This is a genomic window from Pelagibacterium halotolerans B2, from assembly GCF_000230555.1.
Lineage (GTDB): Bacteria > Pseudomonadota > Alphaproteobacteria > Rhizobiales > Devosiaceae > Pelagibacterium > Pelagibacterium halotolerans.
This window is the reverse complement of sequence record NC_016078.1, coordinates 2281642-2307852: the sequence shown is the minus strand read 5'-3', so window position 1 is coordinate 2307852 and position 26211 is coordinate 2281642. Positions and strand designations below refer to the sequence as shown.

Here is a 26211-nt window from a genome sequence, read left to right as displayed (position 1 = left end):
TGCTGGACACGCTCTAGTTGCCGGAATGGCGTGAGGGAGGGAGATAATGCCTGGATTCAATGACGCAGGGATCGGCGAGATCGTCTGGGAGGCCGATGCGAGCCGTAAGGAAGGTTCGGCCCTCTGGCGGTTTGCCGAGGCGACGCGCCATTCCCATGGGGCCGATCCGTCCGATTATGCAGCGCTGCTGGACTGGTCGATCCGCGAGCCGGAGGCGTTTCATGATGCGTTGTGGGATTTTCTGGGCGTTGTCGGCGACAAGGGTGAGACCGCGTTTGTGGCGGGGGAAACCATACGGGACGCGAAATTTTATCCCGGGGCGCGGCTCAACTATGCCGAAAACCTTCTGACCCGGCGCGACGACGGGGTGGCGATCATCGCCCATCGCGATGACGGCACCCGGCGCGAGATGAGTTGCCGCGCGCTTTACGATCGGGTGTCGCAGGTCGAGCAGGCGCTGCGGGCCGAAGGCGTGGTCGAGGGCGACCGGGTGGCGGCAATCGTCACCCACGACATTGAAGCCATCGTCTTTTATCTGGCGACCTCCGCCATCGGGGCGATCTGGTCGTCGTGCTCGCCCGATTTCGGCCCGGCGGGGGCCAGCGACAGGCTGGGGCAGATCGATCCCAAAATTCTCGTAGCGGTGCCCAATTATGGCTATGCGGGCAAATCCATCGACGTTTCGGCAACGATCCGGGCGGTTGCCGAGGCAACCAAGCTCAAAAAGATCGTGTTGCTCGGGGCGGTGTCGGACGGGCTTGCCGACCTTGGTGGCGTAGCGTTTGAAGACTGGATCGCGCCAATTGCGCCGCAAGAGATCGCCTTCAACCGCATGGAATTTTCAGCGCCGCTGGCCATCCTTTATTCCTCGGGCACGACGGGCAAACCCAAATGCATCGTCCATTCGGGCGCCGGGCTTCTGATCCAGCATAAAAAAGAGCAGATGCTCCATTGCGACATCAGGGAAGGCGAGCGGTTATTCTATTTCACCACCTGCGGCTGGATGATGTGGAACTGGCAGGTATCGGGGCTGGCGCTGGGGGCGACGCTCGTCACCTATGACGGCAACCCGTTCTATCCCGAACCGGGACGGCTGATCGACCTGATCGATGAGGACGGGATCGCCATTTTCGGCACCAGCGCCAAATATATCGACGCCTGCGCCAAGGCGGGGCTCAAACCGAAAGACACGCATCGACTTTCGCAATTGAGGCTGATCCTTTCGACGGGGTCACCGCTGATCGCGCCGAGTTTCGATTACGTTTATGCCGACTGGAAATCGGACGTGCATCTGGCCTCGATTTCGGGTGGTACCGACATCTGCGCGTGCTTTATCGGTGGCAATCCGCTGTTGCCGGTGCGGCGCGGCGAATTGCAGTGCGCGATGTTGGGGATGGACCTCGATACGCTCGACGATGAGGGACGGCCGGTGTCGGGCGTGCCGGGAGAATTTGTCTGCCGCAACACCCATGTTTCGATGCCGGTTTCATTCTGGGGCGACGCCGACGGGTCGCGCTACACTGAAGCCTATTTCGCGCGCTTTCCCGGCATCTGGGCGCATGGGGATTTCGTTGAAAAGCGACCATCGGGCGGGTTCATTATTCACGGGCGCTCCGACACCACGCTCAATCCGGGCGGCGTGCGCATCGGGACCGCCGAGATTTACCGGCAGGTCGAAACCATCGCTGCGGTGGAAGAGGCCATCGCCGTTGGGCAGGATTTCGATGGCGACCAGCGGGTGGTCCTGTTCGTCAAATTGCGCGATGGGCAGGCGCTCGATGCGGCACTGGAAAAGGAAATCCGGACGCGCATCCGGTCGGGCGCCAGCCCGCGTCACGTACCAGCCAGGATCATCGCCGTCACAGCTATCCCCCGGACACGCTCAGGCAAGATTTCCGAGATCGCCGTGCGCGACGTGATCCATGGGCGGGCGGTCAAGAACACCACGGCGCTGGCCAATCCCGATGCGCTGGAGCTGTATCGGGACATTGAGGCGCTGCGGGAATAGCTGGCGGGGCTTGGGGGGATAGATGGAGAGGTTGATTGAGGGGGCCTTGACGGCGGTAGCTGCCACCACCCAGACCTCAACCGCCGCCGCGCGCCCAGGGCTCCAGCACCTCGCGGGCGGCGGTGCGGCCCTTGTCGGTGAGGAGGAGCGTGTCGCCGGCTCGGGTGACCAGGCCGTCGGCGAGGGATTTTGCGAGGATGGCGTGGGATTTGGCCTGGCTCCAGTGGAGATGGTCGCGTAAAGCGGCGGCGACATTCTCCTCTTTGGCCTGGGGGTCGTTCTCATGGTTGAACAGATGCACGGCCAGGGTGCGGGCTGCGTTTTCAGCGACCCGCGCCCGGCGGCGGGCGTCCTGGGCGATCAGGCCGTAACGCGGGCCGAAGGCGAGGGCGGCGATAAAACAGACGCCGGTCATCACCGCCATCATGCCGCCGATCGATACGTTGAAACCGACAGCGAGCCAGTAGCCTGCAATTGAAGAGACGATGGCGATGGCGGCGCCGTAAACCAGCATCAGCGAGAGGCGGTCGGTCAAAAGATAGGCTGCCGAAGGCGGCACGATAACGAAGGCTATGAACAAGATTGCGCCCACGGAATCGAAGGCGGCGACCGCTGTGCCCGAAAGCAGCGCCAGAAGCGCGTAGGACAGCAGGACGGGGGCAAAGCCCAGCGCCTTGGCCAGCGCCGCATCGAAGGTTGCGAGCTTTAATTCCTTGAACAGCAGGGTGACGAAGGCGAGGTTGAGACAGGCCATCACGCCCATCCACACCACCGCCTGCGGCACCAGATAATTGCCGATTTCATAGGTATCGAGCCAGACAAAGCCGATCTCGCCCAGCAGGACGGTGTGCTGGTCGATATGGACGTCGCGGGCATAGATGTTGATGAGCAGGACGCCGATGGAAAACAGGGCCGGAAAGACCAGCCCGATTGCGGCGTCGGCCTTGACGCGGCGGGTGGCGGTCAAGAGCTCGGTCAGCGCCACGGTGAGCAGTCCGGTCAGCGCTGCGCCGATGATCTGAACGGGGCCACTGGCCTGTCCGGTGAGCATCCAGACAATGATGATCCCGAAAACGATGGAATGGGAAATGGCGTCCGAGAGCATCGAGGCGCCGCGCAGGATGAGGAACGTGCCCAGAACCGATGCGGCGATGCCGACCAGCGCGCCGGTGAGCATGATCATGGCATCGGGCGAATTGAAAAAGGCGGACAGCATGGCGTTCATTGGCTGGCCCCTCCCAGATCGGACCGGGCCTCGGCGATGCCGGTCTCGGTCAATGTCCAGTGAGGCGTGGGTTCGGGGTGATGCCGGGTGGCGGCGACCAGACCGCGCGATTGCAGGCGCCTGAGCGCGGAGGCGGTGCCTGTGCCGTGATAGGCGTCGAGCATTTTCTGCTCGGCGGGATAGGCGGGGTCGTTGTGTTCGGCGGCGAGGCGATAAAGCGTTGCCAGAACGCGGCGGCCGCGCAGGCTCTTGCTGTTTTCGCGCTGGCGCAGCAGGGCGGGCAGCAGCCCGCGTTCGGGCGCGAAAACCAGCGATATGACCACGATGGCCGATACGGCAAGCACGATTAGTGGGCCGGTGGCCAGACCCCTGCCGGTGGCGCTGACAAGGGCGCCGAACACCCCCGAGATCATGCCGAACAGGGCGGCGAGGCCGACCATGGTGCCGAGCCGGTTGGTCCATTGCCGGGCCGCGACGGCGGGGGCGATGATCATGGCCGCCATCAAGACCACGCCGACCATCTGCAACCCGATCACCACGGCCAGCGCGATCATCGTGGTCAGTCCCGCTTCGAGCGCGAGGACCGGCAGGCCCAGCGTTCGGCCATAGCTCGGATCGAAGGTGATGAGTTTGAACTCCTTCCAGAACAGGGCGACCAGCGCCAGCGCGACGATGGCGATAGCGCCCATGACGTAGAGATCGGAGCGCAGGATGGCGGCGGCCTGACCGAACAGGAAGGATTCGAGGCCGCCCTGGGCGGCGTTGCCGGCGTTCTGGATGAATGTCAAAAGCACGATGCCGAGGGCAAAAAAGATCGAGAGAACGATGCCAAGGCTCGAATCGGTCTTGAGCCGTGTGGTGCGGCTGAGCGCGAGGACGATCAGCGCCGCCAGCGCGCCGGTGATCAGCGCACCGACAAGAATGGCCGGAAGGCTGCGCGTTCCGGCGATCAGGAACCCCAGGCAGATGCCGGGCAGGGCGGCGTGCGAGAGCGTGTCGCCGAGCAGCGATTGCCGCCGCAACACCGCGAAACTGCCCAGAACGCCCGAAACGATGCCGAGCAGCGCGGCGCCGATCAGGACGTTCTGGATCGTGTAATCGGAAAGAAGGGCAAACATTGTCAGGGGGCGGTTTCGAGGGTGGCGTCGCGGTCGATCAGCGCGATCTGGCCGCCATAGGCCTTGCGCAGGTTTTCCGGGGTATAGACCTCGGAGACCGGGCCCTGTGCGATGACGCGGACGTTCAAGATCACCATCCAGTCGAAATAATCGCGGACGGTCTGCAGATCGTGGTGGACGACGATCACCGTCTTGCCCGCATCGCGCAGGGCGTGGAGGATTTTGACGATGGCGCGTTCGGTCGTCGCGTCGACCCCGGCCATGGGTTCGTCGAGGAAATAGACATCGGCATCCTGTACCAGCGCCCGGGCGATGAACACGCGCTGTTGCTGGCCACCGGAAAGCTGGCTGATCTGGCGGTGGGCGAAATCGGACATGCCGACGCGGGCAAGCGCGGCCATTGCCCTGTCGTGTTCGGTGCGGCCGGGGCGTCGCAGCCAGCCGAGCTGGCCGTAAAGCCCCATGGTCACGACATCGAGGGCTGTGGTGGGGAAATCCCAATCGACGCTGGAGCGTTGGGGGACGTAGCCGACCTTGCGGCGCTGATCGGAATAGGGGCGGCCATGGATGGTGACGTGGCCGGCGGTGGGCCTTATCAGATCGAGGATCGATTTGATCAGCGTGGATTTGCCCGCGCCATTAGGCCCGACAATTGCCGCCATGACGCCGGGCGGGATATCGAAATCGATATCCCAGAGCACCGGCTTTGACTGGTAGGAGACCGTGAGGTCCTCCACATGAACGGCAAGGCCGGGTTCGTGGAGGTCGGGGGTCATTCGATCGTCCATTGGGCAGCCCAATCTGCAAGCGCTTGAGGGAGGGGTGCGGGCGTGCCGCCGAGCGCTTCGGCGATGGCGGTGGTGTTGGAATGGATCATGCCGATATAGGTTCCGCCCGCCGTATCGGGGTCACCCATGGCGTCCGAGAACAATTCACCCCCGATTTCGACGGGCTGACCGGCCTGGTTGGCGGCTTCGATCACCGCCTGGATGGTGCGCGGGTTGATTGTCGATTCAACGAAGATGGCGGGCACTTCCCGTTCGACGATCAGATCGGCGGTTTGCCTTATATCGGCGATGGCGGCTTCGGACTGGGTGGAAATGCCCTGAATACCCGCCACCTCGATATCGTAGGCACGGCCATAATAGGCAAAGGCATCGTGGGCGGTGACGAGGATGCGCTGGGTCTGGGGGATCGAGGCGATAGTCTGGCGCGTCCAATCATGGAGCGCTGCCAGTTCGGCCCCGTAGGTCTCGGCATTGGCATCGATGGTGGTGGCGCAATTTGGGGCGAGCTCAGAAAGCTGGCCGGCGATGACCGGCACGATCCTGGCCCAGAGCGACACGTCCATCCACAGATGCGGGTCGACGCCATAGGCATCGTCGGTGGCGATCAGGTCCTCGCGCGCGATGCCCGCTTCGGAAACCGCCAGGGTCGGCACGCGCTCGGCATAGCGGGCAAAGACGTCGCCGAGCTGACCTTCGAGCCCGTAGCCCGAATAAAGGATAAGGCCGGCGCGGTTGAGCGTCTGCACGTCGCGGGCGGTGGCCTGATAAAGATGCGGATCGATGCCCGGGCCCATCATGGTTTCAACGGCGATGCAATCGCCGCCGAGCGTCTGGGCGATGTCGCCGATCATGCCCACAGTGGCAACGACGGAAACCGGTTCCTGGGCGATGGCGCCGAAAGGGGCGAGCGAAAGGGTGGCGAGGAGGATGGGTCGGGAAAGCATGGCGGCCATTATTGCATGTTGGAAGGAATATGCAATTGAATATGACAATCATTCGCAAAGAGTCAATTGCAAATGAGAATGATTTGCAATTATGCCTTGCGCTTGAACCTGGGAGGAGTTTGCTCGCGGCAGGGCGGCAGGACCGCAAGGCTTCCGGGCAGGGGGTGGGGCGGTGGGCTGGATTGGTCTGTTGGTTTTCGGGCATTCAGGGTATGATTCTGGACTTGTGAGCTTGTGGTATGACAAAATGACAGCTTGACATCAGGGACATGGGGCGATGGGCTGGATTGGTCTGTTTGTTTTCGGGCATTGAGGGTATGATTCTGGACTTGGGAGGGAGGCGTATGACCAGAAACCGGACGGCAAGTTTTGTTCACGCCGATTTCCAAGCACGGCTCAAGGGCACACCATGAGCGCGCCCGTCGTGCCTGCCGATGTGGTGCTGGCACTGTCGCGTCATCCCGCGCGGGTGCGGAAACAATTGCTCGATATTCGCCTCACGATTTTTGCGACCGCATCGGCAACCGGGGGCGTGGGACCGTTGACCGAAACGCTGAAATGGGGCGAGCCGGCCTATCTGACCGAAAAGACGCGTTCAGGCACGACGATCCGGCTGGGGATATCGAAACTGGCGCCTGACAAGGCCGCCGTGTTTTTCAACTGCCGGACAAATCTTGTCGAAAATTTCAGGGCGCATTTCGCCGACACATTCGACTTCGAAGGCAACCGGGCGCTGATCGTCCCGGCTTCGATGCCGTTGGAAGAAACGCCGTTGGCGTTGTGCCTGCGCATGGCGCTGACCTATCATCGTCGGGACAATGGATAACACCTGGAAAGGATCGGGCGTGGAAATCATCAGGGCAGGTTCGACGGCATCGGGGAAAGGGCCGGAGGATTGGTTTACCGGGTCGGTGCGGATCGATCCGCTGTTTAATCGGTTCGATCCCGCGCGCGTGCAGGGGGCGGCGGTGACGTTCGAGCCGGGGGCGCGGACGGCATGGCACACCCATCCTCTGGGCCAGACGCTTATCGTTACGTCGGGCGCCGGACGTGTGCAGCGGTGGGATGGCCCGATCGAGGCGATCGGGCCCGGCGACGTCGTCTGGTTTGCGCCGGGTGAAAAGCACTGGCATGGGGCCGCGCCGGAGACGGCGATGACCCACATCGCCGTGCAGGAAGTTCAGGACGGCAGGGCGGTTGAGTGGTTGGAGAAGGTCTCGGACGACCAGTATGGGGCGTAAGCGCGGCAAGGAAGTTCATTCAAGACGAGATGCCGAGCCTTTCCCTGAGCCAGGCCGCGCCATCGTCCAGCGCTTTGTCCGCAAGCGCCGAAACCGACACCGCTTCGAGAAAGGCGTGGATCGAGCCGGGGTAGAGGCCGCCGGAAACGGGGACATTTGCCGCCTCCAGCGCGGATTTGAGCGTCAGGTTTTCGTCGCGGAGGATGTCGAGGTCGGCGATGGTCATGAAACTTGGGGGCAGGCCCTTAAGGTCTGCGAGGATGGGACTGACGAAAGGGTCGGTGCGCTGGGACGGGTCGCGGGTGTAGTTGGACCACAGGACTTCCATTTCCTGGGCGCCCAGAAGATAGCGGCCATCGCCAAACAGGCGGTGGCTTTCGCTATCCATACGCGCATCGAAGGCGCCGTAATTGAGCAGCAGGCCGCACAGCGCATCGCCATAGTCGCTTTCACGCAGGGTGAGCGCGGTGGCAAGGGCGAGATTGGCGCCCGCCGAATCCCCGCCGATGGCCAGTCTTGAAGGATCGATGCCCCAGTCCTCGCCGCGATTGGCCAGAAGGCGCACGAGATCGGCCAGAAGGGTGAGCTGGTTGGGAAATTTCGTTTCCGGCGCCAGCGGATATTCCAGTCCGATCACCGCGATGCCGGCGCGCGCGGCGTATTCGCGCATCAGGCGGTCGTGGGTGTCGAGGCTGAAAAAGGTCCAGCCCCCGCCATGGAGATAGATCAGCGCCGGAAGGGGGCCGGGGGCCGGCATGTGGATGCGGGCCCGCATGTGGCTGATGACCCGGTTGACCGAGCGGTAGAGGACCGGGCCACCCCTGGCCCAAGGCGCTCGCACCGCTTCGGCCACCCTACGCCGGGTTTCGATATCGAGCGCGTGAAACGACGGAAACCGGGCATAGGCGGCCGTTATGTCGTCGACAAAGGCGACAAGTTCTGGATCGAGTCCTTCGGCAAGCCGGGGATCGGGATGGGAACCGTTTGGCATAAAATCATACTAAAACGAGGCAAGGCAAAAAGCCTCCTATAGTGATGCCAGCTTAAATCGGGATTGTGTTAATCGCTTCAATTGTATGGGCGTATTGGGCCGTGCGACGATTTCGCGTATCGTCGGCCATGGCGAGGTGGTTCTAAAGCAGTGGTGCGGAAAGGACCCGTGATGAGCAGGCAGGACATCCACAATTCGCAGACGCCGGTGCTGTGCCGCAATTGCGAGGTGCGCCATCGCGGATTGTGCGGGGTGCTTGAACCCGATCAATTGCTCGAACTCTCAAAGCACACCCGCATGGTGCGTCAGGAGGCGGGGAGCGAATTGATCGCCGACGATGCCGACGTCACCACTTACGCCAATGTGATGACGGGGGTGGTCAAGCTCACCAAGATGCTCGAAGACGGGCGCCAGCAGGTGGTGGGCCTGCAATTTGCTCCGGACTTTCTGGGTCGGCTTTATGGCAGGCAGAGCCGGTTGACCGCCGAGGCGGCGTCCGATGTCGAATTGTGCCGCATCCCGAAAGTGGCGCTCGAAGCGATCATGGCGGCCAATCCGGCGCTCGAGCACCGGCTGCACGAGCAGACGCTGCGCGAACTCGACGAGGCGCGGGACTGGATGGTGACGCTGGGCCGCAAGACGGCGGAAGAAAAGGTCGCGAGCTTCCTGTTCCTCATCGCCACCCATATCGATCCGGTGGCCCAGATCCAGCGCGAGCTGGGAGAGCGGGGCGATGCCGAGTTCGATCTGCCGCTCAGTCGCGCCGATATCGCCGATTTTCTCGGGCTGACCATCGAGACCGTATCGCGGCAATTGACCAAGCTGCGCAAGGCGGGGGTGATCGCTGTCGAGAACAACCGCAGATTTGTTATCCCCGATATCGAGCGGCTCGAGACTTATTGCGGCTGATCGGCCTCGCGCAGGGTCCGGTCCGTCAGCGCCAGCCGGCGGAACCGGGTGTTTTCGGGCAGCAGGGCGTGTGTGGCCAAAAGCACAGTGCGGCCGGCCAGCGCGTTGGGGAAATCGGCGAGCAGGGCCAACTCGGTCTCCCTGTCGAGCCCGGCGGTGGGTTCGTCGAGAAGAACGATCGGTGCCGGTGCGAGCAGGGTGCGCGCGAGGCACAGCCGCCTTGCCTGCCCGGCCGATAGCGTCGTGCCGGTTTCACCCAATATCGTATCGAGGCCGTGGGGCAGGGCGCGGATTGTGGTTTCGAGGCGCGCGTTTCTCAGCGCTGCGTAGAGCTCTGCATCGGTGGCGTCGGGTCTGGCGATCAGCAAATTGTTGCGCACCGTATCGAGAAAAACCGGGCTTTGCTGGCTGAGCAGGGCGATATGGGCGTGCAGATCGGCCTGGGCGATATCTCGGATATCGATGCCGCTTATGCGGATGGCGCCCGCTTGGGGATCGTAAAGGCGCAGCAGGAGGTGGAGCAGGCTCGATTTTCCGGCGCCGCTGGGGCCGGAGATGGCGATGTGTTCGCCCGGAGCGGCCGTGAGCGAGAGGTCGGACAGGACCGGTTCGGCGTTGGGATAGGAAAATGTCACAGCTTCAAACGCGATGGCGCCGGTTGCCGGGAATGGCACGGGGCGGGCCGGGTCGGTTATGGCGATCGGGGCGGTGGCGATCTGGTGCAGGCGCTCGGCGGAAGCCAAGGCGGCGCCGAGCTTGCCGATGGAGCGCACGATCACGGCGGTCGCTTCAAAACTGCCCAGCGCGGCAAAGACGATGCCGGCGAAGACCGGCCCTCCGATTATGCCCGCCTGCACGGCGTTCAACCCGATAACCACGATGGCAAGGAGCGCAATTGCGGTGACGATCTGAACCGCGGCAGCGGCGATGGACGTGGCCAGCCCCTGACGATTGCGCAGGCGGGCAAGTGTTTTGCTGGCGGCATTGAACCGGGCGGCGACGAAGCCGGCCTGGCCAAAGGCTATGAGATCGTCGTGCCCGGCGATGGCATCGAGCACATGTCCGCGCAGGCTGGCGGCGGCTTCGACTGCATCGCGGCCCAGCGTCCTGGTGGTGCGGGCGAGTATTGTGGGGATGAGGAGAACGCTGGTGGCAATGGCGCCCAGATAGATCCACGCGGCGCCGGGCAGGAGGAAAAACAGCACCGCCGTAAGCGCGCCGCCGAGCACCAGCGCGGCAAGGAACGGACCGATGGCGATGAGAAAGATCGTATCGAGCGCATCGATATCGGCGCTCATGCGGGTGACGAGATCGCCATGGCGCAGGGAGCGGTCGGCCAGTGGCAGGCGGGGGAACAGCGCGCCGAACAGCCAGCGGCGCAAGTCCGACAAAAGGGTGAGCGTGGCGTTGTGGCCGACCAGCTTTTCGAAATAGCGCGACAGGATGCGGATGAAGGAAAAGCCGCGCACCATTGAAGAGGGAGCGAACAGATTAAATGAAACCCCCAGCGCGGTCAGCGCGGTGGCGGTCAGAAACCAGCCCGAAACGCCGAGCAGGGCAGTGCCGGCGGCCAGCGTTACGAGCGAAAGCAGCAGCGCGAGCGCGAGCCTTCTGGCGTGCGGTCTGAACAGGGGCGCGAAGAACAGCAGGGATTTCAAGCGCGATCCTCCCGCTTGAGCGTGACGGACTTTGCGCGGTGCGGCGTCGCCAGCAGTCTGCCGCCGGCCATGCGCAGCACGGCATCGGCGCGGGCGGCGACGGTCGCAGAATGGGTGAGAATAATCAGGGTGCGGCCCTCGGCGAATGCGAAAACCTGATCGAGCACTTGCGCTTCGGTTTGCGGGTCGAGATGGGCGGTGGGTTCATCGAGGACGATGAGCGCGGGGTCGGTCAGAAACAGCCGGGCCAGCCCGATGCGCTGGATCTGCCCCCCCGAAAGCCCGTATCCGCCTTCCCCGACCAGCGTCGCGAGGCCGTCGGGAAGGGCGCTCGAAAATTGGCTCACCAGCCCGCGCTCGGCGGCCGATGCGATGGCGGCATCATCGGCCAGCGGGTCGGCAAAGCCGATATTTTCGGCGATGGTACCGGTAAAGATGCGGGGCTTTTGGCCGATGAAGGCGAGGGTGCCGCGCAGCTCGGGTTCGGGCCAATCGGGGAGTGGGCGCCCATCGATGGCAATTTCGCCATCGAACGGGATCAATCGCGTCATGGCGCGCGCGAGGGTGGATTTGCCGATACCGCTCGGCCCCATGATGGCGAGGGACTGGCCGGCAGCGAGATCGAGGTTGAGACCGTCGAGGATAGGGGTACCCGAGGCGGTCCGGACGGTGAGGCCGCTGATCGTGAGGTGGGTCGCGCGTTTGTGCGCGAGAGCGGGCGGCGCGATATCGGCACTTTGCAGAGTATCGGGGTCGGCGACCAGATTTTCGATTTCGGCCAGCGCCGAGCGGGCGGTGGCGCGGTCGTGGTAATGGGCGGCGAGCTGGCGCAAAGGCGCATAGACTTCCGGGGCCATGATGAGGGCGAAAAGCCCGGCGCCCAGGGTCAGGCCGGGGTTGATGCCGAGGAACCCCAGATAGGTCAGCCCGACATAGAGCGCCACGCCCGCCACGCCCAGCGCCGCGAAAAATTCGAGGATGGCCGAGGACAGAAAGGCGATCCGCAGCACGGCATTGGTGCGGCGGCGCAACGCTTCGCTGGCGGCGTGGACATCATTTATGGCGTCGGCCTCGCGCCCGAAGAGTTTCAGCGTCAACAACCCGCGCAGCCTGTCGGCGAAATGGGCCGACAGGCGCGAGAGCGCAGTAGCCTGCCGGTCAGTGGCCGCCTGGGCGCCCCAGCCGGCCAGTGCCATGAACACAGGGATCAGCGGGCCGGTGAACAAAAACAGCAGCGCCACGACCCAATCGATAGGGAACAGAACCACTGCAAAGGCGACCGGCAGGATGGCGGCGGCGATCATGGCGGGAAGGTAGCGGGCAAAGAAATTTTCCAGCCCGTCCACCTGATCGATCAGCGCCGCGGCGACGGCGCCCGAGGCGGGTTTCAGCCCCAGCGCGTGGCGTTGCGCCAGCAGGTGGGAGAACAGGCGGTCGCGCAGGGATTTCTTTATCGCTTCGGCGCCGATGGTGCCGGCCTGCTCGCCGATCAAGGAAAGGATGGCGCGCAAGATGACGATGAGGGCCATTGCGGCGATGAGGCCGAGCACTGCGGAAAGCGGCTCGCCACCTTCTATGGTGCGGCCCAGCGTTTGCGCCAGGAGCCAGGCATAGACCACGAGCAGCACGCCCGAAACCAGCGGGGCAGCGATGGCAAGGTGCAGCGCGTACCCGCCTTGCGCCCGCAGGCCCATAAGCTTTCGGGCGGTCGTTGCAGGCGCAGGGGTTTGAGAAGCGGAGGCCATGGGGCTACCATACGCGAAAGTCGGCGCCCAGAGATGCGTTATCGCGCCGCGCGGCGCCTTGATCCAGGTCAAGGCGGTGCAATGGTGGTAAAGTGTAGGCGTTAAGCAGTCGCCATCCGCCAGTTCCGGCGCTCGATCTGCGGATGGCACGTAACGATTTAGGGGCATACCTATGATCGACGAAGTCGTCGTAAACCTCTCGCGATTGCAGTTCGCCGCGACCGCTCTCTATCACTTCCTGTTCGTTCCGCTCACCATCGGGCTCTCTTTCATGATGGCCATCATGGAGAGCACCTATGTGATGACGGGCCGCGAGATCTGGCGGAAAATGACCTTGTTCTGGGGCACGCTGTTCGGCATCAATTTCGCCATGGGCGTTGCCACCGGCATCGTCATGGAATTCCAGTTCGGGATGAACTGGTCCTATTACAGCCATTACGTGGGCGATGTGTTCGGCGCGCCGCTGGCCATCGAGGGGTTGATGGCGTTCTTTCTCGAAGCCACCTTCATCGGGCTGTTCTTTTTCGGTTGGGACCGGCTCTCCAAGGTCGGCCACATGGTGGTCACCTGGCTCGTGGCGCTGGGGGCCAATTTCTCGGCGCTGTGGATCCTGATCGCCAATGGCTGGATGCAGTATCCGGTCGGCGCGACATTCAATCCCGACACGATGCGCATGGAAGTGACCGACTTCATGGCGGTGCTGTTCAACCCCGTCGCGCAGGCCAAATTCGTGCATACGGTTTCGGCCGGTTATGTCACGGGCGCGGTGTTCGTGTTCGGGGTCAGCGCGCTGTTCCTGCTTAGGGGCAAGCATATCGAACTGGCCAAGCGCTCGATGGTGGTTGCGGCCAGTTTCGGGCTCGCCTCTGCGCTGTCGGTCGTCGTGCTGGGCGACGAGAGCGGATATGTGGCGACCGAGCACCAGAAGATGAAGATCGCGGCGATGGAGGCGATGTATCACACCGAGCCCGCGCCCGCCGGGCTGAATCTCGTGGCGTTTCCGCTGCCCAATGGCGAAATCTTCGAACTCAAGGTGCCCTGGGTTCTGGGCCTTATCACGACGCGCAGCTTCGATACCGAGCTTCCCGGTATTGACGAGCTTGTCGACCGCGCGGAAACGCGGATCGAAAACGGGCTTTTGGCCTATAAAGCCATGGCGGTGCTTGAGGAGGACCGGCAGGATGCCGAAGCGCGGGCGATCATTTCGGAAACCTGGCCCGATCTTGGCTATGCGCTGCTTTTAAAGCGCTACAGGGTCGATATCGAAAACGCCACTCCGCAGGAGATTTCCATGGCGGCGGCCGATACGGTGCCCGCGGTCTGGCCGCTGTTCTGGACCTTCCGGCTGATGGTGGGCATCGGGTTCTTCTTTATCGGGTTTTTCGCCTTTGCGTTCTGGAAGGCCTCGCGCGGCACGCTGGATAAACACCGCTGGTTCCTCTGGGGCGCGGTGGCGGCCATGCCGCTGCCTTGGCTCGCGGCGGAAGCGGGCTGGATCATCGCAGAGTTCGGGCGGCAGCCCTGGGCCATCGAAGGGGTTCTTCCAACCTTCTATGCGGCTTCGGGGCTCAGCGTGCTCGATCTTTCGCTCAGCCTGACCTTCTATGTCACCCTCTATACGGTCCTTGCGGTCATCATGGTCATCCTGATGGTCAAGGCGATCAAGGCCGGACCCAAGGATTATGTGGCGCTGCTCAACGGCGAGCCCGATCCCATGGAAACCCCCGAGCCCAAGTCCGACATGCCGCAATCGCCCGATGGTTACGGCGATGACGATACCGATACCGGCGGCAAGCCCGTCCCCGCTGAATAAGGAGAGCGAAAATGGATTTCATTCCAATCGATTATGAAACGCTGCGCCTTGTCTGGTGGGCATTGCTTGGCGTGCTTTTGATCGGCTTTGCCATCATGGGCGGCATGGATCTGGGCATGGGGGCCCTGTTGCCGGTCGTCGCCCGGACCGATGACGAGCGGCGCGTCATGCTCAATCTGCAAGGCCCCACATGGGAGGGCAATCAGGTCTGGCTGGTGCTTGGCGGCGGCGCGATCTTTGCGGCGTTCCCGCCGCTCTATGCGGTGAGCTTTTCAGGTTTTTACCTGGCGATGATCGTCATCCTGTTCGCTTTGATCCTGCGGCCGGTGGGGTTCAAATATCGCGGCAAGATCACCGATCCGCGCTGGCGCAGCGCGTGGGATTGGGCCCTGTTCATCGGCGGGTTCGTGCCGGCCCTGATTTTCGGCGTTGCTGTGGGCAATGCGCTGCTCGGCGCGCCCTTCGACCTCGATAACACTTTGCGGCCGTCCTATCTGGGCAATTTCTTCGGGCTTTTGTCGCCTTTCGCGCTGCTGTGCGGGCTGGTCAGCCTTTCCATGCTTGTGGTGATGGGGGCGAGCGTGCTCGCGGCGCGCACCGAGGGGGCATTGGCTGAACGGGCGGCGCAATACGGGCAATGGGCAGCGTTGGCGGCCATTGCGCTGTTCGCGCTCGCGGGCGTTTGGATCGCCTTTGGGATCGAAGGCTATGTCATCACCAGCGCGCTGGTGACCGATCAGGCGTCCAACCCGCTGGCCAAGACGGTGGTGCGGGAGGTTGGTGGCTGGATGGCCAATTATACCCATTATCCGTGGATGATGGTTGCGCCGGTGCTCGGCTTTCTCGGCATGGCGGGGGCGGCCGCCAGCATCAAGTCCTATCCGGGTTCCATGACCATCATTTCGGCGGGGCTGGGTGTGTTCGGCATCGTCGCGACGGCGGGGCTTTCGATGTTCCCGTTCCTTTTGCCCTCCTCGCACAATCCGGTGGCGAGCCTGACCGTGTGGGATGCGACATCGAGCCATCTGACCCTTTTCATCATGCTGATCGCCACGCTGATCTTCATGCCGATCATCCTTGCCTACACAAGCTGGGTGTACAAGGTGATGAGCGGTCCGGTGACCAGCAAGAGCCTCGGCAAAAACCCCAACGCCTACTGAGAGGAACAGCCCATGTGGTATTTTTCGTGGATTTTGGGTGTCGGGCTGGCCTGCGCCTTCGCCATTCTCAACGCCATGTGGTTCGAGATGCGCGAAGACCGGCGGGAGATGCGGGACAAGTCGTGAACGTATGTCCGAAGGGCCCGTCAGAACAGATTGCGATTCTCACGATCGCTGCCCCGGCGAAAGCTGGGGTCCAGCAGCATAGACCGAAACGCCAATGCTGCTGGCGGCGCCCATGGATCCCGGCTTTCGCCGGGGCAGCGCAGGAGGTTGCGTCGAAAGACCGACAAACGCTCCGGGCATCGATTTGTAACTACCGCGCCGCCCGAACCGGCGTCATCTGTTCCTTCGAGTTCAGAATATGCTGGCGCATCAGGGTTTCGGCCCGTGCGCCATCGGCCCGCAGCAGGGCGGTGACAATCATTTCGTGCTCCTGATAGGAGCGGGCCAGCCGGGCTGGATAAGCGAAAAGATCGGTGCGGAAGGGCATGAGGCGCGAGCGCGACAGGGCGGCCATTTCGCTCAATTGCGGGTTGCGGGCTGCCGACTGCACCCTTGCGTGAAACAGGGTGTCATAGGCCGCATAGGCGTCGGTGCGGCCAAGGCGGACCATTTCGGCGGCGGCGAGATGGTCGGCCTCGAGGCTGCGGCGGTCGGGGCCGGACATGCGCTCTGCGGCCAGCCGCGCGCACACGGCCTCGAGTTCGGCCATCACTTCGATCAGATTGGCCAGATGCTCCTCGCTCAATTCGGCCACCACTGCGCCCCGGTTGGGGCGGCGAGAGACCAGCCCCATCGCGGCAAGCTGGCTGAGCGCCTCGCGGATCGGGGTGCGCGAGACGAAAAAGCGGTTGGCGAGGGTCAATTCATCGAGTTTTTCGCCAGGCCGGTACTGGCCGGCCACAATGGCATCGGCCAGTTGCCCGACAATGTCATCGACTGTATCGCCCTTGCGTGGCGGGCCCTGTTGCACCGGTCCGGTCCCAACGGTTGAAAGCCGGGCGACTATGGATAGAAATTCCTGCCAAGTGAAGAGGCAATTTTTTTATCTGCACAATCTCTAGGCAAATTTCTTGCGCGCCAGATGTATCGAAGGCGGCGGTGGGACCTCTCCGGGGGTCTTGCCGTCGCCCACCGGGGCGGCCAGGGCGGTGACGATGGGGATCACACCGGCCCAGATGGGCAGGTCGTGATCTTCCGGATCGTCGGCGGGCGGTGCCTGGCGGATCTTGGCGGAAGCGGCCTCGATCTCGAGTGCGATGACGCCGGTTGCCTTGCGCTCCTTGTCGTGCATGGGGCGCACCTCGTTCCAGCGCAGGGGCAGGAGATGTTCGGTGATGAGCTTGAGCGCCTGTTCGGTTTCGCCGGGATCGCTCACCAGCCGCGTCGTGCCGTGGACGGTCGCGGCGCGGTAATTCATCGAATGGTGGAAGCCTGAGCGCGCCGCGACGATGCCTTCGAGCAGGGTGACGGTCATGGAGATCGGGTCGCCATCCTTGTGCATGGCGACGATGCGGGCTTTGGATGCGCCGTGCAGATAGATTGTCTGGCCCCAGCGGGCATAGGCCATGGGCACCACCATGGGCCGGCCATCGGCGATGAAGCCGACATGGCCGACAAGCCCGTAATCCAAAATATCGTTGATGGTGTCCTCATCATAGCGCGCGCGGCGGGGCTGGCGGGCGCGGGCATAGGGCGGCAGGGCGTGCTCGTTCATTGTGGTGCCTTTGAAAGTCAAAGTTTCGGCTTTGCGGTGAGACCGGTTATCTGCGATAAACTGGTTCTGCGTAAGGTCCACTTTGTCACGATTTAAGGGCTCCAGATGCTTGAAGGATTGATTGTGCTGGAGCGCTCGGGCGCGCCGCTGCCCGAACAGATCTATCGCGCCGTCGGCGAGGCGGCGCGGTCGGGGCGGCTCAAGGCGGGGTCCGTCCTGCCCAGTTCGCGGCAATTGGCTTTGGGCCTGGGGATTTCGCGCAATTCGGTCAATGCGGCCTATGAGTTGTTGCGGGCCGATGGGGTGATCGCTGTGCGGGCCGGTGCCGCGCCGCAGGTGGTGGCGCGGGCCGAACTGGAGGCGGCGCGGCTCGATGGGGCAGGCGCCAATATCGGGCTGTCGCAACGCGGAAAGGCGCTGGCCCGCGATCTGCGCAATTGGCAGGGCGGACGACACGCGGGCCAGCTCGAACCCGGTGCCCCTGACGAAGCACTGTTTCCCGCCGACCTCTGGGCGCGGACCCTGCGCCGGGTCGCGCGGCAAAAATTCGGCGAAGCGGCGATTTACGGCGATGTCGACGGATTGCCGCGGCTCAAATCGGCGCTGGCCGCGCATCTGGCGCGGCATCGCGGGGTCAATGCTTCTCCCGCCCAGATCATCGTTGTGCCCTCGATCCAGGCGGGGCTGTCGCTCGTGGCCCAGTGCCTGGCCGATCCGGGGGAGGTCGGCTTTGTGGAATCGCCGGGCTATTTCGGCGCGCGGACGGCGTTTTTTGGGGCGGGGCTCGTGACTCGCACACTGGAAGTGGACGAACAGGGCGCCGATCCGGCGGCGCTGGCCGGCAGCGGGGCACGGCTGGTCTATGTCACGCCCTCGCACCACTACCCCACCGGCGCGCGGATGAATCTGCAAAGGCGTATGGACCTGCTCGAGGCGGCCCGCCGCGAAGGGGCGGTTGTGCTCGAAGACGATTACGACAGCGAGTTTATGTGGCAGGGGCGGGCGATTGCCGCGCTGCAGGGGATCAGCCGGGGCGGTGAGGTGATCTATTTCGGCACCACCGCCAAGAGCCTGCTGCCGGGTCTGCGGCTGGCCTATATGGTGGTGCCCGAGGCACTGGCCGGATCGCTCAAACAGGCGCAGCGCAATATGGGAATGCGGGTCAATATCCACGCGCAGGCCGCCTATGCCGAACTGATTGAAAGCGGGGCGCTGGTCACCCATTTGAAACGGATTGCCCGGCTATATGAGGAACGCGGACGGTTGCTGGTCGAGACCTTGCGTGAAAGGCTGGGCGGCGCCATCGCGATCGGAATGCCCATGGGCGGGCTGCAGACGGTAATGGGGTTTAAAGGCCATATCGACGACACCAGAGTCGCGGCCCGTCTGGCCGATCAAGGCTTTGAAACGCCAGCGCTTTCGAGCTATTGCGCTGGGGAGAAACGCAAGGGCCTCGTTGTCGGTTTTGCCGATGCCACGGACAAACGGGTGGCCCGGTTTGCGGGCCTTCTCGAAGGGCTCCTTAATTGACATAAAGATATCTTTATGTCTTTGTATCATTTCGCGGGATCAGCCCGCAGGAACGGATTTTCATTATGTGCAACGCCCCCGGATGTACCCACGGCCACACCCACGCTCCCGCTGACGGGCGCATGGGCGGCATGGGCGAGGGCGGAGCGATTGCCGTCGATGCGCTGCAGCCGGGCTCGGCCCCGGTCCGTACGGCCAAAGAGGGCGAGGAAATCCTTGCGGCGCTCACCGCAGCAGCGCGCGAGCGCATCCTCATTCTCGACGGTGCCATGGGCACCATGATTCAGCTCGAAAAGCTCTCGGAGGAGAATTTCCGGGGAGAGCGGTTCGCCGATTGGCCAAAACCCCTGCAGGGCAATAACGACCTTCTGGTCATCACCGAGCCGAAAATCATCGAGGATATCCACTTCGCCTATGCCATGGCGGGGGCGGATCTTTTAGAAACCAACACGTTTTCGGGCACGACCATCGCCCAGGCCGATTACGGCATGGAGGCGCTGGCCTATGAGCTTAACGTTGCCGGCGCCCAGGCGGCAAAGCGCGCCGCGATCCGCGCCGAGGCCGAGGACGGCAAGCGCCGGTTCGTGGCCGGTGCCGTTGGCCCCACCAATCGCACGGCCTCGATTTCCCCCGACGTCAACAATCCCGGCTTCCGCGCCGTCAGTTTCGATCAGTTGCGCATCGCCTATGGCGAGCAGATCGAAGGGCTGATCGATGGCGGCTCGGATTTGATCCTGATCGAGACCATCTTCGATACGCTCAACGCCAAGGCAGCGGTGTTTGCGGCCGAAGAGGTCTTCGAGAAAAAGGGCATACGCCTGCCGGTGATGATTTCGGGCACGATCACCGATCTTTCGGGCCGCACGCTTTCGGGGCAAACCCCGACCGCGTTCTGGTATTCGCTCCGCCACGCAAAACCGTTCACCATCGGGCTCAACTGCGCGCTGGGCGCCAACGCCATGCGTGCCCATTTGGGCGAGATTTCCGATATCGCGGACACCCTGGTCTGCGCCTATCCCAATGCGGGCCTGCCCAATGAATTCGGCGAATATGACGAAAGCCCCGAGTTCATGGCCAGCCAGATCGAAGGGTTTGCGCGCGACGGGTTCTTGAACATCGTGGGCGGGTGTTGCGGGTCGACGCCCGAACATATCGCGGCGATTGCGCAGGCGGTTTCGAAATATCCGCCGCGCGCGGTCCCCCAGATCGAGCCGCGTCTCCGGCTGTCCGGGCTCGAGCCGTTCACGCTCACCGACGATATTCCGTTCGTCAATGTGGGCGAGCGCACCAATGTCACCGGCTCGGCGCGGTTCAAAAAACTCATCACCGCCGGCGATTACGCCACCGCGCTCGATGTGGCGCGCGACCAGGTGGAAAACGGCGCGCAGATCATCGACATCAACATGGACGAGGGGTTGATCGACAGCCAGCAGGTGATGGTCGAATACCTTAACCTCGTCGCGTCCGAACCCGATATCGCGCGGGTGCCGGTGATGATCGATTCCTCGAAATGGGAGGTGATCGAGGCGGGGCTGAAATGCGTGCAGGGCAAGGCCATCGTCAATTCCATCTCCATGAAGGAAGGCGAGGACAAGTTCCGCGAACACGCCCGGCTCTGCCGGCTTTACGGCGCCGCGGTCGTCGTCATGGCGTTCGACGAGGACGGGCAGGCCGATACCAAAGAGCGCAAGGTGGAAATCTGCACGCGCGCCTATCGCATCCTTGTCGATGAGGTCGGGTTTCCGCCCGAGGATATCATCTTCGATCCCAATATCTTTGCTGTCGCCACCGGCATCGAGGAGCATGACAATTACGGCGTCGATTTCATCGAGGCGACAAAGGAAATCACCGAAACCCTGCCCCATGTGCACATTTCGGGTGGTGTTTCGAACCTCTCCTTCTCGTTTCGCGGCAACGAGCCGGTGCGAGAGGCGATGCACGCTGTGTTCCTCTACCACGCCATCAAGGTCGGCATGGATATGGGCATCGTCAACGCCGGGCAGCTCGCTGTTTACGAGTCCATCGATCCCGAATTGCGCGAGGCGTGCGAGGACGTGGTGCTCAACCGGCGTTCCGATTCCACCGAGCGCATGCTCGATCTTGCCGAACGCTACAAGGGGCAGGGCGGCAAGGAAGCGAAGGCCAAGGATCTAAGCTGGCGCGAAAAGCCGGTCGGGGAGCGGATTTCGCACGCGCTGGTCAACGGGATCACCGAATATATCGAGGCCGATACCGAAGAAGCGCGCCAGAGCTTTGCCCGGCCGCTGCACGTGATCGAAGGGCCGTTGATGGACGGCATGAATATCGTTGGCGAGCTGTTCGGGGCGGGCAAGATGTTTTTGCCCCAGGTCGTCAAATCGGCGCGCGTCATGAAGCAGGCGGTGGCCTATCTCCTCCCCTTCATGGAGGCCGAGGCCGATGGCCAGCGCCAGAGCGCGGGCAAGATCCTGATGGCGACGGTCAAGGGCGACGTCCACGATATCGGCAAGAACATCGTGGGCGTGGTTCTGGCGTGCAACAATTACGAGATCATCGATCTGGGCGTCATGGTGCCGACCCAGAAGATCCTCGATACCGCCCGCGAGCAGAAGGTCGATGTGATCGGGCTATCGGGTCTCATCACGCCTTCGCTCGACGAGATGGTGCATGTGGCGGCAGAAATGGAGCGCGAGGGCTTCGACATTCCGCTGATGATCGGCGGGGCAACGACGTCGCGCGTGCATACGGCGGTCAAGATCAACCCGCGCTACAATCGCGGCTCGACCATCTATGTGAAAGACGCTTCGCTGGCGGTGAACGTGGTCTCCAAACTGCTCTCGAAAGAGGCGGCCAATGATTACGTCAAGACGATAAGGCAGGAATACGAAACGGTTGCCGAAAAACACAGGAAGGGTGAGGCGGACAAAAAACGCATTTCGCTCGCTGCGGCGCGCGACAATGCGTTCAAGCCCGACTGGTCAACCTATACGCCCAAGGCGCCCTCGTTTCTGGGCACAAAGACCTTCCAGGACTGGGATCTGGGCGAGCTGGCAAAATATATCGACTGGACGCCGTTCTTTCAGGCCTGGGAGTTCAAGGGCGTTTACCCCAAAATTCTCGAGGACGAACGCCAGGGCGAAGCGGCGCGTCAGCTCTTTGCCGACGCGAAAGTCATGCTCAAGCGCATAATCGATGAAAACTGGTTCACGCCCAAAGCCGTTGTCGGGTTCTGGCCGGCCAACCGGGTTGGCGACGACGTACAGCTTTTCACCGATGAAAGCCGGTCGAACGAGCTGGCCAAATTCTTCACCCTGCGCCAGCAGCTTGGCAAGTCGGGCGACAAGGCCAATCTGGCGCTGGCCGATTTCATGGCGGAGCCCGGCACGCCCGATTATATCGGCGGGTTCTGCGTTACGGCCGGGTTCGAGGAAATCGCCATCGCCGACAAGTTCGACGAGGAGAACGACAATTACTCCTCGATCCTCGTCAAGGCGCTGGCCGACCGCTTTGCCGAAGCCTTTGCCGAGCGGCTGCACGAAATGGTGCGGACCGAGCTTTGGGGCTATGCCGAGGAAAGCTATGCGCCCGAGGAATTGATCGGCGAACCCTATCAGGGCATCCGCCCCGCGCCGGGCTATCCGGCCCAGCCCGACCACACCGAAAAGACCACGCTGTTCGAACTGCTCGACGTGGAAGCCGAAATCGGGGTCAAGCTCACCGAAAGCTATGCCATGTGGCCCGGCTCGTCGGTGTCCGGGCTCTATTTCGCCCATCCCGACAGCTATTATTTCGGCGTCGCCAAGGTCGAGCGCGATCAGGTCGAGGACTATGCCAGGCGCAAGGGCATGGCTATCGAGGATGTCGAACGCTGGCTGGGGCCGGTGCTCAACTACATTCCGGGAAGCGAAAAGGCGGCGGGGTAGGGGATCTCCCTTTCACGCTTTGGCTGGAAAAGGCCCCCTCACCCGCCGCTTCGCGCCGACCTCTCCCCCAAGGGAGAGGTAAGAATACCGTACGCGCCCAGCTTCACCTCTCCCTTGGGGGAGAGGTCGGCTGGCGTAGCCAGACGGGTGAGGGGGCCTTTCTTCAACCCTTTCTTCGGCCAGCCCATCTCGGCGTACTCACGCCGGACTTGCACACCCCATCACCATCTCATAAAGTTGCATCATACAACTTTATGAGGCCAGCCATGACCGTGCCCGGCTCCACAATCGACAGCGTCCGCGCATCATCACGCAGATTGGTGCGCGAGCTGGGGTTCATGGGCGGGCCGTTCGCAGGCACCGATCTTTCGCCATCGGCGGTTCACGCTCTGATCGAGATCGAGGCCGATGAGGGCATCACTGCGCGGGCGCTGGCCGAGCATTTGCGGCTGGAAAAATCGAGCGTCAGCCGTATGCTGGCCAAGCTGGTGGCTTCGGGAGATCTCGTCGAGCGCGCCGATAGCGAGGACGGTCGCGCCAAGCGGCTGTATCTGGGCGCTGCGGGGCGCGTGCGTCTGGCGGCCATCCATTCCCATGCCCAACAACAGGTTTCCGAAGCGTTGGGGCGATTGACCTCTGAGCGGCAGCGGATCGTTGCCGATGGGCTGGCGCTTTATGCGTCGGCGCTGGGGCACAAGAATGCAATGGCCGACGATATCGAGATCGTCAGGGGCTACCGGCCGGGCGTCATCGGCCGGATCACCGAAATGCACGCGCTCTATTATGCACGAAGCTCGGGGTTTGGGCGCGTGTTCGAATCGCGGGTGGCCGAGGGGCTGGCCGATTTTTGCGGACGTTTCGGCAATGGGCGAAACGGGCTCTGGCTCGCCATGCGCGGCGGCGAAATCGTCGGCTCCGTCGCCATCGACGGCGACGATCTGGGGCCGGGCATCGCCCATCTGCGCTGGTTCATCGTTGGCGATGGTGTACGGGGCGGTGGCGTGGGCCGGAGACTGCTGGCGGCGGCGCTTGCCTTTGCCGACCAGAAACGGTTTGCCGAGACGCATCTTTGGACGGTGGCCGGGCTCGCCGCGGCCCGCCATCTTTACGAGGCGCACGGGTTTACCTGTGTGGATGAATGGCGGGGCGAACAATGGGGCAAGCCGATGACCGAACAGCGTTTCGTGCGCAGGCGGCCATAACGCGAAGTGGCGGGTGAGGGGGCCTTTCCCTATTACGTCCGTCTCGACATCTTGACTCCAACCTCTTATGAACCCCGCAGAGTTCACGCCGCCCGGGGGCCTATCCGCGCATGCACGATTTCATCCTCACTTTGTCCTGTGCCGACAAGCCCGGGATCGTTGCCGGCGTGACGAGCGAATTGTTCTCCCTTGGCGCCAATATCGCTGAATCCAACCAGTTCTGGGACAAGGATACCGACAAGTTCTTCATGCGCATCGGGTTCACGGCGCCCGATGGCGTGGACAAGGATGCTGTCGAGCGGGCGCTCAAACCGGTGATCGAGCGGTTCGAGATGAAAACGGCGGTGATCGACGAGGCGCGCGTGCCGCGCATCATCATTCTGGTCTCCAAATTCGACCACGCCATGCTCCATCTTCTCTACCAGATCAAGGTGGGCGCATTGCGGGCCGAAGTCGCCGCGATCGTTTCCAACCACGAGGATGCCCGCGTCATCGCCGAGGCTGAAGGCATCGCCTTCCACCATTTGCCCATGGCCAAGGGCCAGAAAGCCGAACAGGAAGCCGAGGTGCTCAAAATCATCAAGGCGGCCGATGCCGATCTCGTGGTGCTGGCGCGCTATATGCAGATCCTTTCCGACCAGCTTTCAACGCGCCTGTTCGGCAAGATCATCAATATCCACCATTCGTTCCTGCCCTCGTTCAAGGGCGCAAAGCCCTATCATCAGGCCCATGAGCGCGGTGTCAAAATCATCGGCGCGACGGCCCATTACGTGACCCCCGACCTCGACGAGGGCCCGATCATCGAGCAGGAAACGGCGCGGGTGACCCATGCCATGAGCCCGGACGATCTGATCGCGGTGGGCCGCGATATCGAGAGCCGGGTTCTGGGGCGGGCGGTCAAGAGCCATCTGGAAAACCGCGTCATGCTCAACGGGCACAAGACAGTGGTGTTTGCTTAGGTGGGCGATGGAGCTTTTGGTTTAGGCTCGCTGGACCCCGGGAATAAATCCCGGGGTGACAGGTTGGGGGAGCGACGACGCTGCCTCAAACTCCATCTGTCATTCCGGCATTTATTGCCGGAATCCAGTGCTTGAGCTTCCACGAACTGAAAATGTGACTTTTGAACGGAGCGACCCCATGACCGCGAAAATTATCGATGGAAAAGCCGTGGCCGCTTCGGCAATCGAGCGGGTCAAGGCGGGCGCCGCGGCGTTTACTGCGGCCAACGGCATGCCGCCGGGTCTTGCCGTCGTGCTGGTGGGCGAGGATGCGGCAAGCCAGGTCTATGTGGCCTCCAAGGGCCGGATGGCCAAGGAATGCGGGTTCCATTCGGTCCAGCACACCCTTGCTGCCGATACGACGCAGGACGACCTTCTGGCGCTGATCGCAACGCTCAATGCCGATCCGGCGATTCACGGCATTCTCGTGCAACTGCCCCTGCCGGGCCATCTTGACGAGCGCACCACCATCGGCGCACTCGATCCGGCCAAGGATGTTGACGGACTGCACGACGTGTCCATCGGCCGGCTGGCCTCGGGACAGGTGGAAAAGACGCTGGTGCCCTGCACGCCCAAGGGCTGCATGGAACTGCTGGAAACCGTCTATCCCGACGGGATTTCGGGGCTTAACGCCGTGGTCGTCGGGCGGTCCAACCTCGTCGGGCGCCCGGTCGCCGCGCTGCTCCAGCATGCCAATGCCACGGTCACCATCGCCCATTCGCGCACAAGCGATCTGCCGGGCCTGTGCCGCAGTGCCGATATCGTTGTCGCCGCGATCGGGCGACCGGAATTTATCAAGGGCGACTGGATCAAAAACGGCGCGACGGTCATCGATGTGGGCATCAACCGCATCGCCGCCCCGGAAAAGGGCGAGGGCAAGACGCGGCTGGTCGGCGACGTCGATTTTGCCGCCGCGTCGGTTCATGCCGGGGCGATCACGCCGGTACCGGGCGGGGTGGGGCCGATGACCATAGCCATGCTGATGGCCAACACCCTCAAGGCCGCCGAGCAGAGTGTTTCCTGACGTCCCTGTGGGGTTGATCTGGATCAATTAAACCGAGCAAAAACAGGCGCATAACAGCTCCGTCATTTAATCGATGGAGGCCGATATGCCCTTTCAAACCACGCTTTTCGTCGCCGCAATCACGGCCGCGTTCGCCACGTTCTGGCTGGCGCTTTTCTATGCCGACCGGATTGCGGGTGCACGGGCGATCACTGGCGAAGAGGAACTGGCGCTGCGGCGCAAATAGGGGCCGGGC

22 protein-coding genes are annotated in these 26211 nt (G+C 62.9%); 13 read left to right on the top strand and 9 right to left on the bottom strand.

The window, feature by feature from the left end:
* Positions 1-46 precede the first annotated feature (46 nt).
* Positions 47-2008 carry an acetoacetate--CoA ligase gene (locus KKY_RS11260; protein ID WP_014131474.1) on the top strand — a complete coding sequence of 654 codons (1962 nt, stop codon included), beginning with the start codon at positions 47-49 and terminating at the stop codon, positions 2006-2008.
* A gap of 76 nt (positions 2009-2084) precedes the next feature.
* On the opposite strand, the gene KKY_RS11255 is transcribed toward KKY_RS11260, so the two are convergent.
* From KKY_RS11255 to KKY_RS11240, 4 genes are read right to left on the bottom strand one after another with little or no spacing between them, the layout of a single operon-like run.
* Positions 2085-3233, bottom strand: a complete 1149-nt coding sequence (locus KKY_RS11255; RefSeq protein WP_014131473.1) for a metal ABC transporter permease — start codon at positions 3231-3233, stop codon at positions 2085-2087.
* Complete coding sequence (locus KKY_RS11250; RefSeq protein ID WP_014131472.1) at positions 3230-4351, bottom strand: metal ABC transporter permease; 1122 nt, start codon at positions 4349-4351, stop codon at positions 3230-3232. Before KKY_RS11250 ends, KKY_RS11255 begins: the two co-directional genes overlap by 4 nt.
* 2 nt (positions 4352-4353) lie before the next feature.
* Positions 4354-5127 carry a metal ABC transporter ATP-binding protein gene (locus KKY_RS11245; protein WP_014131471.1) on the bottom strand — a complete coding sequence of 258 codons (774 nt, stop codon included), beginning with the start codon at positions 5125-5127 and terminating at the stop codon, positions 4354-4356.
* On the bottom strand, positions 5124-6083 hold the full coding sequence (locus KKY_RS11240) for a metal ABC transporter solute-binding protein, Zn/Mn family (protein WP_139305033.1): 960 nt from the start codon (positions 6081-6083) through the stop codon (positions 5124-5126). The genes KKY_RS11245 and KKY_RS11240 overlap by 4 nt, the downstream gene beginning before the upstream one ends.
* A 409-nt stretch (positions 6084-6492) precedes the next feature.
* Between KKY_RS11240 and KKY_RS11230 the strand changes: the two genes are divergently transcribed.
* On the top strand, positions 6493-6909 hold the full coding sequence (locus KKY_RS11230; protein WP_014131469.1) for a hypothetical protein: 417 nt from the start codon (positions 6493-6495) through the stop codon (positions 6907-6909).
* Between the two features lie 19 nt (positions 6910-6928).
* Entirely contained in the window at positions 6929-7324 is a 396-nt protein-coding gene (locus KKY_RS11225) for a (R)-mandelonitrile lyase (protein ID WP_014131468.1), read from the top strand.
* Between the two features lie 19 nt (positions 7325-7343).
* Here KKY_RS11225 and KKY_RS11220 read toward each other — a convergent pair whose 3' ends face one another.
* Positions 7344-8315 carry an alpha/beta hydrolase fold domain-containing protein gene (locus KKY_RS11220; protein WP_014131467.1) on the bottom strand — a complete coding sequence of 324 codons (972 nt, stop codon included), beginning with the start codon at positions 8313-8315 and terminating at the stop codon, positions 7344-7346.
* A gap of 171 nt (positions 8316-8486) precedes the next feature.
* Here KKY_RS11220 and KKY_RS11215 point away from each other — a divergent pair, with 171 nt between their 5' ends.
* Complete coding sequence (locus KKY_RS11215; protein WP_014131466.1) at positions 8487-9224, top strand: Crp/Fnr family transcriptional regulator; 738 nt, start codon at positions 8487-8489, stop codon at positions 9222-9224.
* Here KKY_RS11215 and cydC read toward each other — a convergent pair.
* Both cydC and cydD read right to left on the bottom strand, forming a co-directional pair.
* Entirely contained in the window at positions 9212-10882 is a 1671-nt protein-coding gene (gene cydC, locus KKY_RS11210; RefSeq protein ID WP_014131465.1) for a thiol reductant ABC exporter subunit CydC, read from the bottom strand. The two genes, KKY_RS11215 and cydC, sit on opposite strands and share 13 nt — an antisense overlap.
* The gene (cydD, locus tag KKY_RS11205) at positions 10879-12627 is read right to left on the bottom strand and encodes a thiol reductant ABC exporter subunit CydD (protein WP_014131464.1); all 1749 of its coding nucleotides are present in this window, start codon (positions 12625-12627) and stop codon (positions 10879-10881) included. Before cydD ends, cydC begins: the two co-directional genes overlap by 4 nt.
* Before the next feature lie 172 nt (positions 12628-12799).
* On the opposite strand from cydD, the gene KKY_RS11200 reads away from it, so the two are divergent.
* From KKY_RS11200 to cydX, 3 genes are read left to right on the top strand one after another with little or no spacing between them, the layout of a single operon-like run.
* A complete protein-coding gene (locus tag KKY_RS11200; RefSeq protein ID WP_014131462.1) occupies positions 12800-14440 on the top strand; it encodes a cytochrome ubiquinol oxidase subunit I in 1641 nt (546 codons plus the stop codon).
* Positions 14441-14451: 11 nt separating this feature from the next.
* Positions 14452-15600: a cytochrome d ubiquinol oxidase subunit II gene (gene cydB / locus KKY_RS11195; protein WP_014131461.1), complete on the top strand. Its 1149-nt coding sequence runs from the start codon at positions 14452-14454 to the stop codon at positions 15598-15600.
* 12 nt (positions 15601-15612) lie between these two features.
* A complete protein-coding gene (gene cydX / locus KKY_RS20015; RefSeq protein WP_014131460.1) occupies positions 15613-15726 on the top strand; it encodes a cytochrome bd-I oxidase subunit CydX in 114 nt (37 codons plus the stop codon).
* Positions 15727-15916: 190 nt separating this feature from the next.
* On the opposite strand, the gene KKY_RS11185 is transcribed toward cydX, so the two are convergent.
* Positions 15917-16576, bottom strand: a complete 660-nt coding sequence (locus tag KKY_RS11185) for a GntR family transcriptional regulator (RefSeq protein WP_014131459.1) — start codon at positions 16574-16576, stop codon at positions 15917-15919.
* Between the two features lie 87 nt (positions 16577-16663).
* Complete coding sequence (locus KKY_RS11180; protein ID WP_014131458.1) at positions 16664-17320, bottom strand: pyridoxamine 5'-phosphate oxidase family protein; 657 nt, start codon at positions 17318-17320, stop codon at positions 16664-16666.
* A 105-nt stretch (positions 17321-17425) separates the two neighbouring features.
* Between KKY_RS11180 and pdxR the strand changes: the two genes are divergently transcribed.
* The 6 genes from pdxR (at position 17426) to KKY_RS20525 (ending at position 26202) form a co-directional block, all read left to right on the top strand.
* A complete protein-coding gene (gene pdxR, locus KKY_RS11175) occupies positions 17426-18850 on the top strand; it encodes a MocR-like pyridoxine biosynthesis transcription factor PdxR (protein WP_014131457.1) in 1425 nt (474 codons plus the stop codon).
* Between the two features lie 122 nt (positions 18851-18972).
* Positions 18973-22752: a methionine synthase gene (gene metH, locus KKY_RS11170; protein WP_014131456.1), complete on the top strand. Its 3780-nt coding sequence runs from the start codon at positions 18973-18975 to the stop codon at positions 22750-22752.
* A 266-nt stretch (positions 22753-23018) separates the two neighbouring features.
* The gene (locus KKY_RS11165) at positions 23019-23954 is read left to right on the top strand and encodes a MarR family winged helix-turn-helix transcriptional regulator (protein ID WP_014131455.1); all 936 of its coding nucleotides are present in this window, start codon (positions 23019-23021) and stop codon (positions 23952-23954) included.
* A 110-nt stretch (positions 23955-24064) separates the two neighbouring features.
* Positions 24065-24913: a formyltetrahydrofolate deformylase gene (gene purU / locus KKY_RS11160; RefSeq protein WP_014131454.1), complete on the top strand. Its 849-nt coding sequence runs from the start codon at positions 24065-24067 to the stop codon at positions 24911-24913.
* 178 nt (positions 24914-25091) lie between these two features.
* Positions 25092-25976, top strand: a complete 885-nt coding sequence (gene folD / locus KKY_RS11155) for a bifunctional methylenetetrahydrofolate dehydrogenase/methenyltetrahydrofolate cyclohydrolase FolD (RefSeq protein ID WP_014131453.1) — start codon at positions 25092-25094, stop codon at positions 25974-25976.
* An 85-nt stretch (positions 25977-26061) separates the two neighbouring features.
* A complete protein-coding gene (locus KKY_RS20525) occupies positions 26062-26202 on the top strand; it encodes a hypothetical protein (protein ID WP_014131452.1) in 141 nt (46 codons plus the stop codon).
* Positions 26203-26211 lie beyond the last annotated feature (9 nt).